General features: G+C 42.3%; 19 protein-coding genes. 11 read left to right on the top strand and 8 right to left on the bottom strand.

From position 1 onward, the window contains the following. Positions 1-227 precede the first annotated feature (227 nt). The 5 genes from P3339_RS08535 to P3339_RS08515 all read left to right on the top strand — a co-directional run bounded on the left by P3339_RS08535 (position 228) and on the right by P3339_RS08515 (position 4,178). The gene (locus P3339_RS08535) at positions 228-761 is read left to right on the top strand and encodes a mechanosensitive ion channel domain-containing protein (RefSeq protein WP_282953051.1); all 534 of its coding nucleotides are present in this window, start codon (positions 228-230) and stop codon (positions 759-761) included. Between the two features lie 195 nt (positions 762-956). Further along, a complete protein-coding gene (locus P3339_RS08530) occupies positions 957-1,232 on the top strand; it encodes a hypothetical protein (RefSeq protein WP_020413275.1) in 276 nt (91 codons plus the stop codon). Further along, entirely contained in the window at positions 1,232-1,774 is a 543-nt protein-coding gene (locus tag P3339_RS08525) for a hypothetical protein (RefSeq protein ID WP_020413276.1), read from the top strand. Before P3339_RS08530 ends, P3339_RS08525 begins: the two co-directional genes overlap by 1 nt. 164 nt (positions 1,775-1,938) lie before the next feature. Next, positions 1,939-2,805, top strand: a complete 867-nt coding sequence (locus P3339_RS08520) for an AraC family transcriptional regulator (protein WP_282953050.1) — start codon at positions 1,939-1,941, stop codon at positions 2,803-2,805. Positions 2,806-3,833: 1,028 nt separating this feature from the next. Then, on the top strand, positions 3,834-4,178 hold the full coding sequence (locus P3339_RS08515; RefSeq protein WP_020413278.1) for a hypothetical protein: 345 nt from the start codon (positions 3,834-3,836) through the stop codon (positions 4,176-4,178). Between the two features lie 170 nt (positions 4,179-4,348). Here the strand turns inward: P3339_RS08515 and P3339_RS08510 are convergent, their stop codons facing one another. Next, positions 4,349-4,867 (bottom strand): MaoC/PaaZ C-terminal domain-containing protein, encoded by a 519-nt coding sequence (locus P3339_RS08510; RefSeq protein ID WP_020413279.1) that lies wholly within the window; start codon positions 4,865-4,867, stop codon positions 4,349-4,351. Positions 4,868-5,444: 577 nt separating this feature from the next. On the opposite strand from P3339_RS08510, the gene P3339_RS08505 reads away from it, so the two are divergent. The 3 genes from P3339_RS08505 (at position 5,445) to P3339_RS08495 (ending at position 8,156) form a co-directional block, all read left to right on the top strand. Further along, the gene (locus P3339_RS08505; RefSeq protein WP_282953049.1) at positions 5,445-5,651 is read left to right on the top strand and encodes a hypothetical protein; all 207 of its coding nucleotides are present in this window, start codon (positions 5,445-5,447) and stop codon (positions 5,649-5,651) included. 452 nt (positions 5,652-6,103) lie between these two features. After that, entirely contained in the window at positions 6,104-7,270 is a 1,167-nt protein-coding gene (locus P3339_RS08500; protein WP_020413281.1) for a patatin-like phospholipase family protein, read from the top strand. 286 nt (positions 7,271-7,556) lie between these two features. Next, positions 7,557-8,156, top strand: coding sequence for a hypothetical protein (locus tag P3339_RS08495; protein ID WP_020413282.1), 600 nt, complete (start codon positions 7,557-7,559; stop codon positions 8,154-8,156). Positions 8,157-8,201: 45 nt separating this feature from the next. Here P3339_RS08495 and P3339_RS08490 read toward each other — a convergent pair whose 3' ends face one another. The 4 genes from P3339_RS08490 to P3339_RS08475 all read right to left on the bottom strand — a co-directional run bounded on the left by P3339_RS08490 (position 8,202) and on the right by P3339_RS08475 (position 13,693). Further along, on the bottom strand, positions 8,202-9,767 hold the full coding sequence (locus tag P3339_RS08490; protein ID WP_282953048.1) for an APC family permease: 1,566 nt from the start codon (positions 9,765-9,767) through the stop codon (positions 8,202-8,204). Positions 9,768-10,102: 335 nt separating this feature from the next. Then, the gene (locus P3339_RS08485) at positions 10,103-11,230 is read right to left on the bottom strand and encodes a hypothetical protein (RefSeq protein WP_020413284.1); all 1,128 of its coding nucleotides are present in this window, start codon (positions 11,228-11,230) and stop codon (positions 10,103-10,105) included. Positions 11,231-12,433: 1,203 nt separating this feature from the next. Then, positions 12,434-12,652, bottom strand: a complete 219-nt coding sequence (locus P3339_RS08480; protein ID WP_083922721.1) for a GDCCVxC domain-containing (seleno)protein — start codon at positions 12,650-12,652, stop codon at positions 12,434-12,436. A 141-nt stretch (positions 12,653-12,793) separates the two neighbouring features. Continuing rightward, positions 12,794-13,693, bottom strand: coding sequence for an NmrA family NAD(P)-binding protein (locus tag P3339_RS08475; protein ID WP_020413285.1), 900 nt, complete (start codon positions 13,691-13,693; stop codon positions 12,794-12,796). 466 nt (positions 13,694-14,159) lie between these two features. On the opposite strand from P3339_RS08475, the gene P3339_RS08470 reads away from it, so the two are divergent. From P3339_RS08470 to P3339_RS08460, 3 genes are all read left to right on the top strand, one after another. After that, complete coding sequence (locus P3339_RS08470; RefSeq protein ID WP_282953047.1) at positions 14,160-14,723, top strand: hypothetical protein; 564 nt, start codon at positions 14,160-14,162, stop codon at positions 14,721-14,723. A gap of 309 nt (positions 14,724-15,032) precedes the next feature. Next, entirely contained in the window at positions 15,033-15,479 is a 447-nt protein-coding gene (locus P3339_RS08465) for a phytoene desaturase family protein (RefSeq protein ID WP_282953046.1), read from the top strand. Between the two features lie 26 nt (positions 15,480-15,505). Beyond that, positions 15,506-16,609, top strand: a complete 1,104-nt coding sequence (locus P3339_RS08460; RefSeq protein WP_282953045.1) for a phytoene desaturase family protein — start codon at positions 15,506-15,508, stop codon at positions 16,607-16,609. Positions 16,610-16,920: 311 nt separating this feature from the next. Here the strand turns inward: P3339_RS08460 and P3339_RS08455 are convergent, their stop codons facing one another. The 3 genes from P3339_RS08455 to P3339_RS08445 are packed head-to-tail and all read right to left on the bottom strand — an operon-like array spanning position 16,921 to position 22,234. Then, positions 16,921-17,517 carry an outer membrane protein assembly factor BamB family protein gene (locus tag P3339_RS08455; RefSeq protein WP_282953568.1) on the bottom strand — a complete coding sequence of 199 codons (597 nt, stop codon included), beginning with the start codon at positions 17,515-17,517 and terminating at the stop codon, positions 16,921-16,923. Next, a complete protein-coding gene (locus P3339_RS08450) occupies positions 17,514-19,649 on the bottom strand; it encodes an outer membrane protein assembly factor BamB family protein (RefSeq protein ID WP_282953044.1) in 2,136 nt (711 codons plus the stop codon). The genes P3339_RS08455 and P3339_RS08450 overlap by 4 nt, the downstream gene beginning before the upstream one ends. 50 nt (positions 19,650-19,699) lie before the next feature. Continuing rightward, a complete protein-coding gene (locus tag P3339_RS08445; RefSeq protein ID WP_282953043.1) occupies positions 19,700-22,234 on the bottom strand; it encodes a hypothetical protein in 2,535 nt (844 codons plus the stop codon). Between the last annotated feature and the right edge of the window lie 36 nt (positions 22,235-22,270).

Raw genomic sequence — 22,270 nt, 5'->3', positions numbered from 1 at the left:
GGGCCGGGAAGTGCTCACTAACATCCAATGGTGGTCAAGGAGAGGTAGAGTCTGACACCAAAGGCCAGCCCACCAGTTACCCTCAAGCCGCTTGGCAGCGTGACACTCTGGCACTATGATCCGGCCCCATAGGCAAAACCCAGATACTAGGGCCTCTTATTACTCGATCAATTGCCCACTGGAACCCCTCGATAAGCCTGCCCCAGCACAAAGAGAGAGACACAAATATGAATTTATTGGTCGCTGCACTGATTGTGGCTTCTTATTTTATCTGCATGAGATTGAGCTCTTCCGCCATCAAAAAGTTAGGCGGCGCCAAAGCAGTGAAACCCTACCGCCTGAAATACATCTCCAAAACTGTGGGCATTGCGCTACTGGGATTTCACTTGGCACTGCTGATCAGTGCTTTGGGATTTGAATATACCCAGGTTTCCATCTTCCTCTCTTCGGTATTTGCTGTAATTGGCGTGGCGCTCTTTGCCCAGTGGTCAATTCTGAGCAATATCACCGCCAGCCTGATTATTTTCTTCGGTTTTCCTTATCGTGTGGGTGACAAAATCCAGGTAATGGATAAGGACGACGACATTTCCGGGATTATTGAGGAAATCACGCTCTTCCATGTATTAATCAGGAGAGGGGAAGAATTGATCACCTATCCGAACACATTAATGCTCCAGAAAGGCGTAATAAAAAATCCCGAAAAGAGTAAGGCTGAGGATAACAAAGAGCCAGCGGAGTCACGCTCGGCAGAAGTACAGTAATACCCAGGTCCCCGCTTTTTACCATACCCAGCTCATTAACAGAGGGCCGAGACGTAGCTCCCCCGGCTCTCCCATATCCTAGTAATTTGCACACGAGTCCCCATTATCGGCAACAGGGGTTCGTATCAAGTTGATTCAATAGTCTCAATAGTTAAAAATGCGCATGAATCTGTAAAATTGGCTTTAAGGGACTACATGACCGATACCCTCAAAGATATACTCCACTTTATCCAAGAAATGGGCCTGAAAAATGGTCTGTTTGTCGTATTTTTCATCTTTGCACATTATTTACTTTTCTGGATGTACAGCGGGCGACTGAAAGATCGTCAAGTTGAAATTGATCGACTAGCGGCAGATAATAGGGAGTATCGAGACAGGTTCCTGAAGCTGATGGATAATGCCTTCTCCTATTCCCCGCCCACCAGAAAAGTGGCACCGAGAAAGCCAATTAATGAAAAGGAGTTTGAGTAGTGCTCTACATATTGTTAGCCCTTGCTCTTTTCTTCATTTCAATCCAGATATATCGGCTTTGGGAAATGAGAAAACACGACCAGCACTTGTTCGAGTTTTGTCAGTTGCGGAGAGATACCATTACGTATCTCTCTAACTCCTATGAGAGTCTCTCCAGAACAGATTATATCGCCCTCAGAAAAATCAACGATGCCCTGAGTACTATCATTGCGGAGTACAAGGAGCATAGAACCGTTGTATTCAATTTCCGTTTATTTGTGGAGTACCTGGATGAGCTGAAGGCTTTCGAAAAAAAGGCTGAAAAGATCTCTACCAGCAACAAAGAAATACAGAACCTGCTAAACAGAATACATTGTTCTATCTTCAAGGCATTCCTGGCATTCACGCCCTATCTCAAATCAGAGCTCGCCCTCTCACTGGTTATGAAGTTGAGCTCACTCGGGGTTAAAGCCGGAGTAAATTCCCTCAAGGGTTATCTCAGTAGCCTCAAAGAGGCAAAAATGATGGTCAACACCTTTAAGCGATCATCCACCCCCTGCTAACTGGCATCCGCTAGTACTCAAATGGGGGCTAAGCCCCCACCACTTTCCCATTTACCCCCATTCAAGTTAGACAAACCAACCCTCAACTCTACTCAGCAAGATTGATCAAGCCTTAGTAACCCTGTCGTTATAGTATTCCATTACCAAAGGGGAGGAAGGCAAGTATGTCCAGTTATCGGGAACAATTTCTGCAAGTACTAGCTTATATCGAAGCCAACCTTGATACCGAGCTGGATATCGACCAGCTATGCGGGCTCACCCAGTTATCCAGGTATCACTTTCATCGCCAATGCTCAGCATATTTTGGCATGCCCTTAATGGCCGTTGTCAGGCTGTTAAGGCTTAAGCGTAGCGCTTACCAGCTGGCTTATCGCACAGACAGAAGGATCCTGGATATAGCTTTGGAAAATGGCTATGACAGCCATGAAGCTTTCTCTCGGGCATTCAAAAAGCACTTTGGTCAGAGCCCATCAAAGTTCCGGCTGTCGCCAAACTGGGACCATTGGCTTTCCCACTACCAGCCTATTCTGACATTGAGAACACAGATAATGAGAAGCCAGGACAAAATCCAAGTGACCATCATAGACTTTCCCGAAACTTTGGTAGCGGCCTTGGAGCACAAGGGGCCACCAAATCTACTTAGCACAACCATTAGAAAATTTATTGAGTGGAGGAAATCACAGGGGCTAACACCGGCTACAAGCAGGACATTCAATCTTCTCTATAATGATCCGGCAACAACCGAACCGGGTGAGTACCAGTATGATGTCTGTTGTTCAGTACCATATTCAGTGAAGAATGATAACCATGGCATCAAGAGCAAGACTATTCCCGCTGGTAAGTGTGCGGTTATCAGGCATACCGGCAGTGATGACACAATAGGTATCACCGTAAGCTATCTATATTCAGACTGGCTGGAAGTGTCTGGTTTCACACTGCGAAACTTCCCGATTTTTCTGGAGAGGGTGAAATTCTTTCCAGAGGTGAAAGAGAGTGAAATGATTACGGATATCTTCTTGCCAATAGAATAAGCGCACTCTCAATCACTAGGCGCAAACTGACTTCAGCCTACACCTTTTTCCCATAGTAAGGGAAACTCAGCCAGCGAAATGCAAAACTCTTTGAGGCTCGCTCACCCCAGAGAGTGACCAAGGTAAAATTACCAATCTTTCCTCAAACAGCCTCTATCAACTGGCAACAGCTGCAGCTAGTGCTGAAACTGTATTTCCTTCAATAGTGTTTTAAACAGCAGGCAGGGATACTCTTCAACGATACTAAGCCGACATAGGGATAAGTGAATAGCCAGTCTCCTAACAGAACAATCACGTTATGTAATATGTTTACCAGGATACTCATAGAAACAGGCATACAAAATACGTGCTAATCACAAAATAATCTTAGAGTTTTTTGTCCCCTGGTCAGATAAACATTATCTTTAGCGTGTTAGTCCACCCAGAGTGGACATAGCAGGGGCTAACACAGTTATGAAGAGAGTGCTTCCGATTCTACTTACAGGGTTTGCTATTACACTGGCACCTCAAGTCACCCGGGGCGAAACTCTTTACGAACGTGAGATCGTCAGTCGCTGTCAGCATACCTGTAGAGATATCTACCGCAAGTGCATTCGTGATAATGAAAGACCACAAAATATCTGTGTTGAAAATCAAAGCCACTGCGATGTTATCTGCCGTGAAGGCAACAGGGTAGATTTCTATTATGATAAGTTTGATTCAAAATATCGATCTGGATACGACAATTACGATTACTAACCTCCACAAGGTAAAATTCCCCCTAGATAGTTAGCACTCAATTATCGTTTTACAAACCTCTATTTATTAAACCTCAATAAAACCCTGCGCAAACAACAGACTTCTAAGTTCGCGCTGATTCATCCTGCAATATCAGATTACATAAAACAAGATAGGCTCGATGTAATAAGACGTATTAGAAACGACTTGCAAGCATGATACCCTAAGTGAGTTGTTACTAGGAAATTTTTCCAGGAACCCTATTAAATATGCGCCGTACCAATTAGAAACAAACAAATGGATAAAATTCTATGAATAAAAATGCTTCCTCAGCATCAATATCAAATAGTGATACTCTTGATGGTACTAAAACCAACAAGGCCGGGGCTACTCTAGTTCTATTTCTATTACTTTCTATAGCACTCGCCTTTACCGCAGCCTTTCTCGGCCAATTCTTGCGCACAGGAAACATTGCCGCTGGCATAGGGGGAGGCTTAGCGCCAATTATCATGGGGCTTATAGTTGTTGTTTTTTTTCAAATTGGGAAGCCCTTCAGAAACTCACGATCTCGCTGCAAGATACTCCTGTGGAGCCAGATTGTGCTTATATTAGGCAGTATTTCAAACTTGCTATCCTATTTTTCCCGTGGGTATTGATCACTCAATGACTAAACTTAAAACTGTCAAAAATAGATAATTAAGTATTTAGTGTCAGGGTGCTCATATAGGCCCACCTTAAGTAGGCACTTCAGTTCACCGGCGCTAACTGCAGTAAAATCACATTTTTTATGTAACAATATTTTATACAACCTTACAATCAAAGGCTGCTAAAGAATAGCATAATCCGGTGTGTGCCCTCTTCTGTAAACCAGCACAGTTCTTAAGAACGTCATAAATATATCACCATTCTGCTTGATACCTCTAGTCTCAACGGTAACTATACCTTGAGCGGGCCGCGACTTCGATTCACGCTTAGAGATAATTTCACTTTCAGCATAAATAGTATCCCCTTCAAAGACTGGTTTTAACAACTTTACTTTATCCCATTCCAAATTGGCCACAACCTTTTTACTAATCGTATTAACAGTCATGCCAGTTATGATTGCCAAGGTTAAAGTACTATCTACCAGTGGCAATTTCCACTCTGTACGCTCAGCATAGTGCGCATCAAAGTGCAACTGAGCAGTATTCATAGTAAGTAGTGTCATCCAGACATTGTCAGTTCGTGTCAAGGTTCTACCAGGACGATGCTCTATCACCAGTCCAACTTCGAAGTCTTCAAAATAGAAACCAAAATCCTCTCGAAATCGGTTTTCTTCAATTTCTTTATATGGTTTAAAATTCACGATATTCTCCTGTAATTCTTCCCCTTAAAAAATCTCCAAGGTTCCTACTTCACGCACACCTCATAAAAAATGGCGTAAAATCACACACACCAAAAATAATCTAACAACTTAGATTAATCATCTGGCACACAACCAATCTATTCACACACCACGCACTGCACGATTTCACCCTAAACAGATACTTTAATCCCGCTCAGGAGAATAGCTAAGGCTATAAACTCTTGTTGCTTTAAATTAATCAAGGAAAGCACCTTTTCAATCTATTGGCAGAAAAATCATTACAAAGTGCCCCCGGCTATTTCTTGAAACCATCCTACACCCACACTCATAAGCCACTGAAAAATACAAACGTAAAATAACGACAATACGTAACTTACCAGACAAACTGAGCCAGAAACTAACTAATTGTGCACCAAAGTTCCACCATGTAAGAAGATGTGATAACCAGAAGTAGAACAGCAACAACGTGGACATATAGAATTGACTCGCTTACTAAAAAGTAAGCAGTATCTTTTGTTGAATCTGCCTGGTCAGCATCATCGATCAGTACTTTTAAATATATAAATGGGTAATCAATATGGAAGTTGAACTTAGCACTAAAGACGGGACTTTAGACCCCCAAAATCCAAACCCTGCTCCAGTAGAAGCCAAGTACACACCTGACAACCCTCCCACTGGATGGAGCTACATTAATTACAAGAATCAACCGGGCGGAGGATTCCAATGCCCTAACTGCAATAGGGTTGAAGACGGTGCAGATGTAGATGGGCATAGCTGCAACTGAGTGGAAGTTATTTAGGGCAAAATACTATTTTTGTCCTAAATATACATTAATATTTCACATGCCAGCTATAGAACTAAAGCGATTATATTTGAGACCACTTATTAATATAAGACCTCAGACAGTGAGGCTAAAACGAATAATTCAATAGCCCTTTAGCTCCAATACATTCAGATAAAATATAAGCCAAAAACCACCTCGAGAGATAGAAACACGAGAAGCAATAAGAAAGAGGATAAAATATAAATCTTCCCCACCACAAAAAAAACAAATAATTTCCCAGTGAAACAGCCACAAGCCCTCCCCAATTAAATATCTTTACGACTGCCTGGTAATCGATATATAAAATGTAAAAAATATTTATATATTCACAGTCACCAAAAGGTATTTTTAATGCAAAACTAATACGCCATTTAGTACTCTTCTTAATAAAGAGGATACAGGTTGAATTTGGCATGAGGACCAGATACTTACTACTTACTATTACTTTGTTAGCTTTTGCTTTCATTGGGACTGTTTATTTCTACAACAATCAACTTGCTGAAAGCATCAAGTTTAATGCGACTCCTGTTTCTGATGAACCAATAGTCAGCAACAAGGGGCTTGAAGACAAAGATACTATCAAAATCCTTATCATCGATGGTGGTGGTATTCGCGGTCTTATCCCTCTTTATGTCCTTCAATATATTGAGGACAAATTAGGTAAGCCTACCAGTGAAATTTTTGATGTGTTTAGTGGGGTATCAACCGGTGCCATCATCGCAACCGGGTTAAATATGCCTCATCAGAAAGACTACATGTTCAAGGATGAAGAAGCAGAGCTTCATTCAAAAAGTGAAAAAATTATTGATATCTATAAAAGCGAAAGCGAATATTTGTTCTCTTCGCCATGGTATCACAAAATCTTAACAGTAAATGGCTTTTTATCTCCTAGATTTCTGGGAGATCGACTACATGAAGTCATGCAAAAGCACTATAGTAGCGAACTGAATTTTAGAGAACTAAATAATTACGTCATTATTCCATCACTCGATATCCATACCGGTAAGCTACATCTATTTAAGAACCGCGGCGAAGATAGTAGCGAATTGCCGACAGACACTCTTTACCAACTGGTAACAGCTGCCGCCGCCGCAGAGACCCTTTTTCCGCCCGTAGACTTTATGAGCCACAATGATGATGTTAAACATCGTTATTATTCAGATGCAGGAATATCAGCAAACAACCCTGCAAGCATTATTCTGCGTGAAATCATCAAAGAGTTCCCTGGAAAAAAATACTATGTACTTGTTTTAGGCGCAGGTACTTCTCCACTAGAAACTATGGAGAAAAATTACCGAGAACTCAAAAATTGGGGAAGATTGAATTGGATGCAGGATGCCATATCCAATGTACAGAGATCAATGGATGACCAACAAATATACACACTTGACATAGCAAAATCGCTTGCTCCTGAAGGCCAAATAGAATTCAACTATTTGAATGTTGAAATTATTGACCCCTTTGTAGATCCATTCGATTACAAATCAATTGACAAGTTGAAAATATTATCAGAAAGACTTATTAACGATAATAAAGAAGAAATTTGCCACGTTCTCAAGCATCTTGGTGGGGAGACATAACAATACCTAGCTCCCTACTTCAAGATCTATTTCCCGGCGCAAGGGTTTGCCAGCAGACTTTGATTACCGTTCAGTTAGCCCGTTAAGCTAACTTTAACCTATAAAACACTGCGACCAACACCAAAAGCTCCCGCACTAAAGGTTGGACATTAACTATCCAGCAAATAGTCATTCTTCAAAGGTGTAATCTGCTGATATTGATCAAGGCTCTCACGTAATTTATCGTTATATTGGTACAGACTGAATGGTCATATATTGAATAAATTTCCAATAAGGAGTCTATGCTATGGCAGTTCGATTGGGAGATGGCTATGCGGCTTATCGTTTCAGGCCGGAGTGTACTTGGGTAACCGGCACCAATGCAGGAGAATTAAGATCTGACGGTTATGGCTCCTGTGTAGGACTGGTACTTTATAGTGGCGCTCCCAGAAAGATTGGGGTAGTCGCTCACTTCTCTGGTTCAATGCAAGCTCCACAGGTAAGGGATGATACCTTTGAGATAATGGCAGCGGTGTGCCCTATTGCACCGGGAAGAAAGTGGAGAGGATGGGTGTTTGGCGGCGTATCTCTAAATGGCAACTCTTCGCACCAAACAATGAGTGGGAACGGATCCAGCCTAAGACATACTCAAGCCCTGATTGATGTGGTACGTGGAGTACTGGATTTTAATCGAATGTTTGATGTTAATTTTAATATCTCTAACCTGGAAAAATTTAATTTTAATAGTCAGGGAGTCTTTACCGAAATGTCCCTACGCCAAGGTGATACCTATGTTGGACACCAAGGTGTGAAGCTGAATCTCGCGACTGGAAGAGTTACCTGGGACGATCGTAATCACGGGTCAGGTAAGTCAAAAAGTAAAGAGATGGTGAATTCTATGTTTTGATCATTAAGGTTAGACCTGACTGGTGGTGCCACTTACCTGCCAGGTCTAACTCACTCGGCTTAGAGGATCATATTTAGCCTTAAGGGTGTTGTATTTCAGATCCGGCCTAACTCTATTCTTATCCCCCTCTCCCCTACCGTAACCCTTACAGAGCTCGACATAAGAGCGAGATGATATTACTAAATAAAAAACTCCTGATACCATCAGTACCAGCCAAATACTTGATACAAAATATAGAGTCCATAAATAGGCTAAGAATGGTAACGTGAAAAGCGCTAACTTCCGTACACCCGTACCCGTAATATGTAATGATGCATAAATAGATATCAAAATAGTTAGAGAAGCGCAAACCAGAAGCAGCGATGAAGACTTCATGGTCAACATTATCAGGCTGAGTAGAACAAAAACTATAAGTCCAAACCACCGCATTTCAGGTTCTAGTGCTCCCATGCTGATAGGCGCAGCCATATAGCCAACGACATGATATCCAGTTACAACCACCATAAGTGCTGCCCAGCTATCCGCATTAGCTAGAACAACAGCTGCTAATACCCAATTGACTAGCATGGACCGTCTGGAAATATTATGTATTGGATCTAACACCGCGAGCCAACGAGGCATTTGCCCAACTGTAGCCATCGCGAATAAAATTCTTGATGATGCACCAAGATAAGTATACCCAGAGGCAGAGGGGCTAGTTACGCTGTCAGCGAGTAACACTAACGCTAGAAAATGCAGACCAAGAAGGGTAGCAAGATCTAGAAGTGGAGAGGTAAAGTTCAATCCCCGCCAACCACCAGTCTCAACCAGCAGGTCACGCGGAATCGCCTCCATAAAAGCAAATTGTAACGCAAGATAAACCAGGGTGATAATCACTACTGACAATGTTATAGCCAGTGGAATATTACGTCTTGGCTTCCTAATTTCACTGGCAAATGCAACACTAATTTGAAACCCATTGTATGAATAAATAAGTCCAGCGCCAATGATGGCAGAAAATGCACTACGAAAATCAAACTGCTGATTGTAAGAAAGGGAGAAATTTGAGCTGGTTTGATTACTGGTAAAAACCACAATGAGAAGCACAGTAAGCGCAAATAATGGAGTAAAAATCTTCAGTACAGTGACTACATTATTAATTTTAGTAAGCCAACGAATACCGTAAAAGTTAATTAACAGATAAACAGCTAAAATACTGAGTGCAAGTACCTTCCCCCATATAGTAAGAGTATGATTTTGTATTAGTATCGCAGAACCGATAGCAGATGATAGATACTGTGTTGTAGCCTGTGCTTCTGTAGCCACAACCATCAAGATACCAAACCAGTTCGCAAAAGCAAAAGGCATACCAAAGATGCTATTGTGCGAAAGGGCACTAGCTTGGGCCAAGGCTCCACGCACTGGGTAAGTCGCCACAATACGAGCAAGGCAAAGCCCTACCATCAAGACCAACAGAGCAGCAAGTATCCATGCCGCAAAAGCCCAATTACCTGCATATTTCGCCGTTAATTGAGCACTAAACAACCACCCTGATCCTATCATACAGGTGGCACTGAGTAATGTTGCGCTAAAAAGCGAAACTTTTTTCTTGCCACGCTTGGTATGATGCATATCGCTGATTTGTGTAAAATAATGAAATAAGAACAGTTTACAGTTTCACTATGCAATGACAAATGCACAGACTAACCTTTTCAGTACCAGCAAAAATAACCAGGTCTTTATCCGTCATCAAAAGCATTTTAAGGGCGTATATATCATCTAAATTCACTCAAGGTTAAACCTTATCCCTACCTTTCAGCTAACACGTTCCATACACAATTAGTTAAACGGTAGAGCTTCAGAGGGAATAGCTTCTCGCTCCTATTGCCATCACAGCTTAATCAAAATTAATCCTCAAAGTAAGCAACATCTATAGCGCGTCCCCATATATAAAAACTTTTTAAGATCTATGAGTCTGAAATATTATATTTTTTCTTCACACACTCCCGAAAGGTTCCAAAGTTAAAGGGACCAGGAACAAAGACTGGCTTGCATATAACAGAATTTCCCTTAACCCAGTAAGGTGTTCCTGCAACAATTTTGGTATCAATAGTGGCTTGAAAAATTGGTGCACCAACTACACCAACCGCTTCAGGGGAGGGGTTTTTCGGAAGTGAATTAAAGAACACATCAGCCTCTCCATCCCTGATTGCTTCATAACATTCCTTTATATCAAGCTGTCGTTTAGTGACAACCACATTCTCTGGAAAATACTGATTTGCTGTTTGAGTTGAAAGGTTTCCAGTACAAATTCTTATACTTGGATTAGACTGCAAATCGTCAATGGAACTAACTACATAGGGAGAGCCAACAGGTATATGAATAAACTGGCCAGAACTAATAATGGTGCATGTTGACCGACGCCCCTTCAGCCTGCGCAGATTTTCAGACTCACCACCTTTTGCATTAAACTGGCCTATAATATCAACGATGATACCTGGGTTATTAACGAATTCGAACATCTCGTAGACTTCACTAAACGGGCTAAGGTTTGTACCAAAGATCCCATCCTGTAAGGCAGAAGTTGTATTGAAAGGAAATGGAATTTCAATAGAATTTACCTCTATCTGCTCCACACTGTAATGCTTGGCAATTTCTCTGAGTATTTCTACAAAAATATCGTCAAGTATGCTTGAGCCATACATACCATTATCAAACCAATCAGAAGTACTAGCTCCAGAACTAATAAACCAGGGCATTCCAGCTATATACCCACGGCGTATTTGACCTGAAGACAATATCTTGGCAAATCGTCCCCTGGGCTTGGCGGGAAAGGGAGTGATCTCTGGGTTTGGAAGGCAGTCAGCTTGATTTACAATGTAATCTGTTGCATCAATTACTCCTGGAATCGGCTCAGCAAAGTCTTGGATTATTTTTCGATATTTACCGCTATTAATAATTCTTACCCAAGCAGCGTCAAATGCGTCAACTAACTGATCGTCGCCATCTACTTTTCTACTAGAGCCGGCTTGAACCTGGCTAACAAATAAAAGAGATGCTAATAAAAATATTTTCAGGAAAATATGGTTGTTCATAGTGCGGCCTATTGGTGATAGATAATCGATTTCTGCAATTGCTGCACATTATTTAGCTCACCATCCCAAAAAGTGCTAACCAAGGGTGCAAAATACTCAGGTAAGTACACCTTTTACACTCTCTGTGACTATACGTTCACGGTATTCAGAGTGCCCCACAATTACCAGCTCACTTTTTTGGTTTATTTAATAAGAAGCCACCCATCTGAAGTATCAGTCACCACGCGAGAAGAGTAAAAAGAAATACCTCTGAAATTTCATACACAAAACACCGCATCTAGTGGTGCTCAAAGAGCTCTTTAATATTTATAACTAATGAAGGATAAGCTTGTAGATGAAACATACATCTAAAAGTCACAAAGCAATATTACTTCTCTAATCGAACACCACTACAATGAGTTTGAACCAATCAGGTGGCACAATGAAAACTTGGCGACCAGCAATTAGATTTTTCCTACTAATCTTTGTTTTCGGCATCACCGCCTATATTTACAATCATCATTTTACTGAAAAGATAAAATTCAACAGAACCCCCCGTTACAGAAGAAATAATTATCAGTGAGGGTCGCCTAAAGAAAAAGGAAACTATCAATATCCTAATCCTGGATGAAGGAGGAGTTGGTGGTGAAGAAATCACCAACCTGCCTTCGAACAGTCCCTACCAATTAGTAATCGCAGCTTCTAGTGCTGAAATGTTTTTCCCCAGTTGACTTTATGATCATAAATAGAGATTTTAGCCACTGATACTTTGCCGATGCAGGAGTATCGGCCAATGATCCCACCGCATAATATTACTGGATATCATCGAAGAATTTCCGGATAAAAATTATTATGTGCTGATTTTGGCGCAGGCTCTGCTCCTCTCAGCAGAGTAAACACTAGTTATGAAGAGGTAAAAAATTGGGGGCAGCTACGCTGGTTTCATGACATTATCACGGATATGCAAAAATCGATGGATAACCAGCAACTATACACACTAAAGATTGCCAAACTATTATCTGCCCTGGAAAGGTTGAGTACGATTATTTGAACGTTAAGGTTATTAACCCAACAGTTGGTATCTTTGATTATGAGTCTATAGATTCTCTAAAAATCCATGCCGAGAGATTACTTGAAGCAAACAAAAACTCAAATAGACCAAGCTGTCAAACAGCTTAAGCAAAGATCTGAGTAGCTAAACCTTTTCACTCCATCTCTTATCCTCTAAAAGGAGCAACAAGATTCACTGCCTTTTTGAATCGGAGGGCATGGAACTGACCCATAGGAGCAAAATACACAGCAGTCACCTTGCTTGGGGCTTAATAATTTCCCACACTGCCCGCACTCATAGAACCATTGACAAGCATTAACTGGCATACTTTCTACCTGTTTATACCCACACTCAGGGCAGGTAATCGTAGAAGTTAGAATTTGTTCTCTCATTACCAGTTCTTAGCCTCTCACATGTCTACAGTCGAAATAACAGTTGTCTTGAACTCTTGATAATCACAAAGCTATTTCAGATAACTGCTACCAAGAACCAGTAACTCTATAAAACTATCTGTCAGGAATCACTATCTACCCTTATGAAATTGCGGCAACCTTTAAGGCCTCTGCATTTCGTCGAATAAAATCATTCCATGTAGCAGGCAACCTACCAACAGCTGCCTTGAATGCGGCCTCATCAAAAGTCCGATCTGCATTAGGTATTGCGCCAGCTGCATTTAAACGGAACTGATCCCTAATACAGGCCATATAGACAGGATCAGCGCCAGCAGCTACAGCCTCCTCATAAAAGATCTGGGGGTCAAGTGGGCTTAACGCTATTGACTGCCCTACCAAGTCACTCATCATCTCGGCAACCTCAGCCATACTCGCAGCATCATAACCGAGACGCCAGACTTGACCGCTAAATCTATCAGGGCTTTTAAGGGCTGCAGCCGCGATTGCCGCTACGTCACGAGCATCAACCCAACTCCAGCGAGCATCACCGATTAGGTTGGTTAAACTGCCATTTTGCAGCCACCCAAAACTAATCAGGTTTTGCATAAAGCCCTCGGGACGTAGATGGGTATACCTAAACCCTTGCTGCTCAATATAAGCTTCTATCATCTGGTGCCACCCCCAATGGGAAACCTCGGCGGTATCAGCACCAGAAGCGCCGATATGAACAATATGATCAACTTTTGAGCGCCTTGCAGCATCAATAACACGTTTCGAGTGCTTCAACATATCTACGGTGTAACCGGTCATCAAGAGAATTCCGTCGACACCAACTACTGACTTCTCGACTGTAGTCATATCATCAAGATCAAGCTGAATTGGCTCCGCGCCAATATCAAGCATCGACTGCGCCTGATCATCCCGCCGGATAGCAGCAACTGTTTGGATATCCGGGTACTTGACTAAAGAATAAACGACTTCCGCACCTACTTTCCCAGTAGCACCAATAACGAGGAGGCGCCTCTTCTTTTGATTACTCATTAAAGTACTTTCCCCTACTTTTGTTACTTTTCATTAGACTACCCACTTTTGTCATCTGATATCGCTAGGCTAAATCATGCAATAAGAAAACCTGAGTAGACTAATTAAAGCGTATTGTAATATGGGGAGATATCTATCTACGCCAGAGAAGTGGGGTAACATCCTGTCCTGCAAATCACTTGACCTATGGACTTCTCTTTCAGCTAATATAATCTAGTAGCTATTACCAACCTACATAAAATTGATAATCTGGCGCCTTAATACTCGCTCCAATAAGCTTCTATCCTTCCTAAATACGCTTCCTATCTTAAACGGCCTTCTCAAAGTTTAGCGAATGAATCTAAGATTTCCCCAGATTAGTAGAACTTAATTGTTAGCCGTCAATCTAATATAATAATTTTGTACATGCACTAATTCTCTTACTCAATCTACAAAAATGCTTCTTAAATTAAGATAGAGGGGGCCGATGAAAATACTGATTTTATTATCAGCACTCTGTATCTACTTCATAAGTAACACAGCCTCTAGCGAAATACTGAACAATAAAATAAAAGATTCTAACTTTAACTCACTGAAATCTGTTACTGAGCGCGCAATCGCCAACTCTGCTTTTTTCAGCGAAGATATACTTCAATTAATAAATAGATCCAATTTTGATTTTAAGGAGTCAAGTGAATCTGCACAAGTCCACCTATACATTGATAGCACTTCGGCATCTATTATCACTAAGAAATCTCAAAGTAATTCAGATTTTTTGGATATTACGATCAGAGCAGCTGACGCTAATTATCACATTAAGCTTAACAACCAAAAACCCGAGTACATTATTTCCGGGCATGGATCAAAAATTGATATTGAAGGGAAATTATTGCTTTGTATTATTGTCGGAAAAATGGAATTAAAAGGATGGCAGAAATCTGAAAATTTATACAAATCTGCATCATATAAGATTGCGAACTGGTTCTCTGAAATGCCTACTGGCATGGTAATTTATACTATTGATTCGATAAAAAAAGACAATAAAAAGTAAGAAATGCTGGTATGTCAATAGCAAGGTTGCCTGGCCCTTACCTCAAGACTATTTATATTCACTGAGTTTAGTAGGATTTCTTCCCGAAAATTCTACAATCTTGGCCAAAATATTTGCGAGCACTGGTCTTTTAGGGCCCACTCAAAAGAACTTAGAGCATATGTGCCGCTACCTTACTATCAATTCATTAAAGCAATGAGCCACTTAACAGTCGATTAACTTTGCGATACCAACCAAGTTTGGGGCTCTTTATTTTTGAGCGTTTTTTGACGACAATCAATAAACCCTTTAACGACTCAGAGAATAATAATGAAGGATTTTTTGATTGTTGGCGGTGGCCATAACGGCCTTGTCTGCGCCTGCTATTTAGCCAAAGCGGGAAAAAAAGTAACAATTCTTGAGCGCCGGACTATTGTTGGCGGAGCTGCAGTTACTGAAGAGTTCCACCCAGGATTCAGAAACTCGGTAGCGAGCTACACCGTGAGCCTGCTCAACCCGAAAATCATCGAAGACCTTCACTTGCGTGAGCATGGCCTGGACATCAAGTTACGGCCACAGTCAAACTTTTTCCCACTTACAGATAGTGAGAGTCTCTCCTTCCATAATAATCTGGCAGATACACAGACAGAGGTCGCCCGCTTCTCAGAAAGGGATGCAGCCACTCTACCCGACTTTTATGCCATGCTGGAAACCGTAGCGGATATTTTACGTGAAGAATTGCTACGCTCTCCCCCAACGTGGGTGGCGGGTTTGTAGATTTGATTCGCGCTGGTAGCTTTGGCATGAGAGCGAAAAAGCTCAGTATGGCAGCTCGCCGGGATGCACTCGACCTGTTTACCAAGAGCGCTACCAGCGTGCTGGATGCCTGGTTTGAAAATGACCATGTCAAAGCAGCATTTGCCTTCGATTCTATTGTCGGTAACTATGCCGCTCCCAGTACTCCCGGCTCCGCTTACGTGTTACTGCACCATGTGTTTGGCGAGGTTAATGGTGAGAAAGGCGCTTGGGGTCATGCCATGGGCGGCATGGGTGCTATCACACAAGCCATGCGTAAAGAGGCTGAGCGCCTGGGGGTCACTATTCGCACAGACGCCGAAGTTAAAGAAGTCCTGGTTGATGGTGGTCGCGCTAGCGGGGTGCAGCTAAGCAATGGAGAGACCGTAACCGCCGGCAAAGTAATTGCCAATGTTGGCCCTAAACTACTCTACTCCCAGATGATTGACGAACAACACCTAGAGCCGGAGTTTCGTCGCCGTGTGCGCGGCTTCAAGGTAGGGTCCGGAACCTTCCGTATGAATGTGGCGCTGTCTGAACTACCAGATTTCACTTGCAAGCCCGGAACTCACTTACAGCCACACCATCAATCTGGAATAGTCATTGGCCCCACCATGGATTACTTGGAGCGGGCCTACGTGGATGCGACACAATACGGCTGGTCGAAGCAGCCCATTGTAGAGATATTGATACCCTCTACCATCGACCCCTCCTTAGCCCCCGAGGGCCACCATGTCGCCAGCTTATTCTGCCAGCAATTTGCTCCAGAACTGTCGGACGGCAATAGCTGGGACGACTACCGCGAGCAAGCGGCACAAACCATTGTCGATACCGTCACTAACTATGCTCCCAATTTCCGTGACGCCATCATCGCCCGGCAAATTCACTCACCTCTGGATTTAGAGCGCAAGTTTGGCTTGATGGGTGGCGATATATTCCATGGCGCCCTGGGGCTGGACCAGCTTTGGAGCAACCGCCCCTTTATGGGTTTTGCAGATTACCGTACGCCGATTCAAGATTTATATCTCTGTGGCTCCGGCACTCACCCTGGAGGTGGGGTTACTGGAGTGCCTGGACATAACGCTGCAATGGAGATTCTGAAAGATAGATGAGACTGGCTCGCACTGATCTTATGAACCCAGTGCGGCCACTATTTATAGAGTGTTCAGGCCAAGGTTTACCACTCAAGAGATCAGCTGGTATATACGTTATTTGAATAAGTCCCTGCACTTGCTGGCAAGTGCAGGGACCATAATGGGAGAGCGCTGACAGCCTGTATGATCTATGTCTACCTGGACTACTACACAGCAGCCTTATAAGACTATGGTTGCGTCAAGCTAACGAATACTGATGGCATGGTGAGTTACCCCACCATACCAACAGCCGTCCCAGTAAACAAAACCCAATCTAATTAAAGATTCAGTTACTGTAGCGAAATAGCAGTCAACTCAGAGCCAGCGATATACAGGGTTCCGTCATCACCAAGACTTAAGTGCCCGGAAGATTCAAAACTCCAGTCCAGCTCCTGAGTACCTATATTAATGGCATAAGTATGTGAGGAATCTCCAACAAAAATATGCGTTCGGGTTACCACAATATTTGAAGTTAACAACGTTGGCGCCTCCCAGGCCCACACTTCGCTGCCATCTTCTTCATCGATAGCCTTCAGAATGCCAGACTGCAAGGCATAAATAACTCCACCACTAGAGGATGGCTGCCCGGAAAACCCAACAGAAGTTTTCTCCCACAAAATATTGCGTTCATCCAGATCAAATACAACTAAAGAGCCCGATTGAATTGCCACAACATTATTATACCTAGTCAAAACTGTGGCCACATTTACATCGTATCCTCTCCAGTCAAGATTAGGATATTCAATCTTATAGGCTAATTCACCAGAATCACGATAAAAAACCTGTAGATCAGTAATAAATGCATATACATACTCTTCATCTACAGCTGGGGTAAAATCTTGATAATGATCTGTTGATGTAAACCAGGACTCCGATCCATCACTCAGATCAAATGAGTAAAGTCCTCCGTAATACCCCCCGCAGTATAAATCCCTCCATCATATACAGTTGGAGACATATAAGTTGTCCACTGATTTTCATATTTAGTAGCAAACAATAGTGAGCCATCATCTATGTCAAGCCCTCGTATAAAGGAATCCCCATGACCACCAGTTTGAAAAATGACTTTTCCACTGTCATAAGCTGGGGGGTTTATAGAATGTATACCATCATAAACGCGCTCCCATGCCAAATCTCCCGTGCTTGTATCCAGGGCAACAATTCTATGCTCAGCAAAATAGGAATCATTAGATGCGAAGACCTTACCATCAGCCACCACTACCGGGTGTAACTTCGTCATATTAGGTAATGTCACGGACCAATGGTGAGAGAAATTATCTACATCTAGCTGTAGCGGTGTATAACCAGTATGCGCTGCTCCGCCTTGATATGTCGCCCATACCACAGGTAAGGGGTAACTATTGCTATCAATAGGTGAAGTGTCTGAGAAGAACTCTTCAAAATTTGTAAAAGAATCAAAATCTTCATCATTTGCTGCATCGTCAGCATCAATGGGGTCTAGCGCATAAAGCACTTCCCATCCATCCCGCATATGATCGCCATCAGTATCAGCAATAATTGGGGATGTACCATAGGTATTCGACTCTTCAAAATCCGAAAGGAAATCACCATCTGTGTCTATATCTATTGGGGAAGACCCCAAGGTATATTCTTGCAGGTTGGTCAGGCCATCAGCATCAATATCACCAGCGCTATCATCTGCCAACAAATCCAAACCATACTCAAACTCGTACATATCTCCCATACCATCACTGTCTGTGTCTTCAAGTAATGGATTTGAGCCGAGTTCCTTCACCTCTGTAAAATCAGTAAGCCCATCGTTGTCACTATCTTGCTCCAATAAACTTGTACCTAATTCCACCTCTGCTGCATCAGACAAACCATCAGCATCTGTATCCACAACAAAAGGATTAGAACCATAAATCAACAGTTCATCGCCATCGTTAACGCCGTCATTATCAGTATCAGGGTTGTCCGCATGAGTACCAAAGGTGTACTCTAGCAACGCAGATAAGCCATCCCCATCCAAATCGGAGCCCGCATCAGCAACATTCTTCGGATCTAATCCAAAGCCATACTCCCACCAATCAGGAAGTCCATCACTGTCAGAGTCCCAATCTGGTGTCAGATCTACAAATTTACCCCGCGCATCTAGCTTGGAAAAACTACTTAAGTCTGCCGTGACACGATATAGTCCGTCATATGCTGTAGCAGCGACTAACTCCCCATTACTACGGAGATTTAGATCATTAAAGCTCTGGCCAACGAATAATGTTTTTTGCAAAACCCCACCAGCCGTAAACTGATGTATCTCACCATTCCAGGTAGCTGAAAAAATATTACCAGCCTCATCTACCGCAATTGCCCGGGAAGTTTCAATAGATATGTTGGAGAGCAGAATTCCTGACTCTGGACTGAATTGAGAAACCTGACTGCCACTTAATGCGTAGAGATAGCCATCTGCGCCAACTGTCAGATCTATAAATGAGTCTGCATCTACATAGTTCACAGAACCATTTGCTAAGTCAAACTTCACATACCCTTGACTAGGACTGCCACTCGTTGACTGGTTGGTAACGAAAACTAGTTCACCAACAGCATCTATGCCGCCATAACTCAAATTATTAATAATACTCCAACCAGGCGCTGGATAATGCTCCCAAAGATTTGACTCTAGTGAATATACACTTAAATAAGGCTCAAATGTCCCATTGAAAATCGCTACTCTTCCATCATCCAAAATCACCGCATCTCGTGCATATGTGAAATCACTTCCACTCGGATTAGGGATGTCGAAACTTTTTATTTCACGACCATCGACATCAAGTAAGTAAAGCTTATTTTCAAAAATAGAAATTCCAGAGGCTCCCACTTCAAAAATTGTAGGAAGAGAAACCCCCTTCAGTTCATCAATCAAAATGCCACAATCGTTAGCTGAGGATTCAATCCTCACATCTAATGTATGATAACCCTCAGTAATGGGAACAGATATCTTTTCCCATGATGTTTGGGAGACAGACACACCTAATAATTTCTCACCATTTAGCTCAATAACCAATTCAGCATCATAGATGGAATAGCAGGTAGATCGTGCTTGTAGAGAAAACTCTACAGGGGAAAAGTAATTGGTTGTAGAAATACCCCAACTACCTTCGGTAAATAAGCTAACAACCCCATCACTAGCTGATTGAGTGACAAATTGTGGGCTACCCTGTGAGACCCAGCCCCCGGCAATTCTTGATTTTCAAAAGAAAAATAGAATTCATCGATTGGAGAGGGTAAAGATAACTCCTCAGTTGGGTCAGAGCCCAAAAGGTACTCGATTAGATTAGAAAACGTATCATTATCCAAATCACTATCGGCATCGGAAGCATCCAACGGATTCAGTCCAAATAGTACTTCCCAGCCATCCGGCATACCATCTTCATCTGTATCACTGTTAGATGGATTGGTAAAGTAAGTGATAACCTCGTCAAAGTCTGACAACCCATCCTGATCCGTATCTGCCATCAAAGGCGAACTGCCGGCTAAGAACTCCTCAAGATTATTTAGGCCATCAGCATCCGAATCCTTCAAGGCATCTAGTTTGTCAGTGTCATCCAAACCATGGGCCAACTCCCACCACATTGGCAAGCCATCGTTATCGGCATCAGATTCATACCGATAATTTACTATATTCAGCTCATTGCCAATTGATTGATGAATTAGTATTACACCATTTTCATCAGCAATAAGGTCTATATAGGTATCGATATCGAGATATTGTTTAAATAGAATTTCTCTAAGATCATGACTGAAAATTGCTAAAAGATATTCCCTATCTACCTTAACCAGGCCAACAGCAACACTCTCGCTCCAGGTGAAATCCTGTAGCTGTATCTCCGCACCCACATCCTCAGATAAAGAGCTCAAATCAAGTGCGCTAACGAGGGGGTTAGCGGGGTACCCCTGGATAACATTCCCCTCTCCAGTCACAAACAATTTACCATCCGGTGATTGCGACAGCCATGCACCTAAAGACTCTCCGAAGTAATAATATTGATACCCGGAAAACTCCTTTCTATCATTATCAATATTAAAGCTATTTAAATCTCCATAAGAAGAATAATGATAAAACCGGCCGGTTTCCTCCACGTAAAACAGCTCCTGTGAGCTGCTTACCCAATTGTAACTATCCCTAATCACAAAGCTTTTATTAAGCAAGTGATAATTCAAATAAGCGCTACCTGAACCACCTCCAGCAACTGCCACATAGAAATCACCAGCACTTATTAATGCTTCCAGATTACCCTCAAACGAGGCCACTTCCTGGTTTTTTATAGGTAAAGTTTCACTAAACTCAAGAAGTTTACCATTCTCAAAACCAACCAATATCGAAGATGAATTGTCGACATTAATAGACAGCGCCTTACCGTTGCTCTCAAAGTGCCCCAAATGTAAAGGATTTAAATATTTACCAGCTACCGTATCCCACTTCCAGATTGAGCTGGAATTGTCATCCAGTAAATAAAGCACGTCTCCTCTTCGAGCAACATCATCTACATTTTTGACCTGCACTTGCCCTTGAATATCACAAACACCATTTATGCCATGCTCTGCAAGGTAGCAGGCTGAATCCAGAGGAAATAAATCGAGGCTTAAACTAGATTCTCCCACAGACGGATCATACCCATCATTCCATGAGTCGGGCGCGCCATCGAGGTCAGAATCTACTGATGCAGCCCTATCGTTTGGAAATGCATCTTCTCTATTCGGAACTCCATCGCCATCTATATCATCCAACAGCTCAACGAGCTGATACTTTCGGCCATGATTTTCAGTATAAGTAATGACTAAGGCCACTTCATCTAACTGTACTAAGCCCTCAGGAAGCCCTGTATAGGTAGCAGAAAAAAACGCCTCAAAATCATTATTGTAAGCAACTAAAGAGCTTCTATTATTAGTAACAGACGCTGATAGGGTTACAATCACACTACTATCGGAAAACCCATAATCAAAACTAGTTACTGGAGAACCAATAAAACTCAAGTCACTGGCTTCGTAATAATCACCACTACCAAGCAGTACTCCATTACCACCGTTCACAATCAGAATGGGGCCTCTGATAGTGTAATCACTATGGTAGGGAGATTCCCCTTGGACACCTATAGCGCCGCTCGACTGAGAGATTTCCTCAAAATGTATATCATTAGGGGACGTGCCATCTCTAAAATGATAAATCCGGCTATTTACGTCGTTCCAAGCGTAATAATGAGAATACCTATTCCAATCCTTGCTATCTAATAAATTTCCATCCTTAGACAAGACATGGTGTGAGTACCAAGCTCCCTGATTATCTTGAAGCAATAAATAATTACCCGCCTCAGCCAGTCCAGTTGCACCAACAGGCATTTGAATGAGGTCAACTATCTTTTCAGGTGTATCAATTGAAAAATATCGGATCCAGCCGTCACTATAAGCAAGATATACTCTCTTGTGCTCATCATGGTAACGTACAACCTGGGGACTTTGATCATCAACTACTAGATCAAGTTTTCCAGTGAAGTTTTGGGTCTCTAAACTCCACTGGTAAAAATTGTAAACCCCATTTTCAGAGAAGCTGAGATATATAACACCATTCGCATCAGAAAATACTTCATCCAAAGCTAGTGTATCGGTCAGAGTAGCGAAACAGGTCTC

The sequence above is a fragment of the Microbulbifer sp. MLAF003 genome, assembly GCF_030012965.1.
In the GTDB taxonomy this organism is placed as follows: domain Bacteria; phylum Pseudomonadota; class Gammaproteobacteria; order Pseudomonadales; family Cellvibrionaceae; genus Microbulbifer; species Microbulbifer variabilis.
Note: the sequence above shows the minus strand (reverse complement) of the source record. Positions and strands in the feature narration are given on the sequence as shown.

Excerpts from the sequence above, each read along its gene's own strand:
- P3339_RS08460 (WP_282953045.1), top strand. The coding sequence starts at position 15,506 with ATGAGAGCGAAAAAGCTCAGTATGGCAGCTCGCCGGGATGCACTCGAC.
- P3339_RS08470 (WP_282953047.1), top strand. The coding sequence starts at position 14,160 with ATGAAAATACTGATTTTATTATCAGCACTCTGTATCTACTTCATAAGT.
- P3339_RS08490 (WP_282953048.1), bottom strand. The coding sequence starts at position 9,767 with ATGCATCATACCAAGCGTGGCAAGAAAAAAGTTTCGCTTTTTAGCGCA.
- P3339_RS08465 (WP_282953046.1), top strand. The coding sequence starts at position 15,033 with ATGAAGGATTTTTTGATTGTTGGCGGTGGCCATAACGGCCTTGTCTGC.
- P3339_RS08495 (WP_020413282.1), top strand. The coding sequence starts at position 7,557 with ATGGCAGTTCGATTGGGAGATGGCTATGCGGCTTATCGTTTCAGGCCG.
- P3339_RS08530 (WP_020413275.1), top strand. The coding sequence starts at position 957 with ATGACCGATACCCTCAAAGATATACTCCACTTTATCCAAGAAATGGGC.
- P3339_RS08500 (WP_020413281.1), top strand. The coding sequence starts at position 6,104 with ATGAGGACCAGATACTTACTACTTACTATTACTTTGTTAGCTTTTGCT.
- P3339_RS08515 (WP_020413278.1), top strand. The coding sequence starts at position 3,834 with ATGAATAAAAATGCTTCCTCAGCATCAATATCAAATAGTGATACTCTT.
- P3339_RS08535 (WP_282953051.1), top strand. The coding sequence starts at position 228 with ATGAATTTATTGGTCGCTGCACTGATTGTGGCTTCTTATTTTATCTGC.
- P3339_RS08485 (WP_020413284.1), bottom strand. The coding sequence starts at position 11,230 with ATGAACAACCATATTTTCCTGAAAATATTTTTATTAGCATCTCTTTTA.
- P3339_RS08520 (WP_282953050.1), top strand. The coding sequence starts at position 1,939 with ATGTCCAGTTATCGGGAACAATTTCTGCAAGTACTAGCTTATATCGAA.
- P3339_RS08475 (WP_020413285.1), bottom strand. The coding sequence starts at position 13,693 with ATGAGTAATCAAAAGAAGAGGCGCCTCCTCGTTATTGGTGCTACTGGG.
- P3339_RS08480 (WP_083922721.1), bottom strand. The coding sequence starts at position 12,652 with ATGAGAGAACAAATTCTAACTTCTACGATTACCTGCCCTGAGTGTGGG.
- P3339_RS08505 (WP_282953049.1), top strand. The coding sequence starts at position 5,445 with ATGGAAGTTGAACTTAGCACTAAAGACGGGACTTTAGACCCCCAAAAT.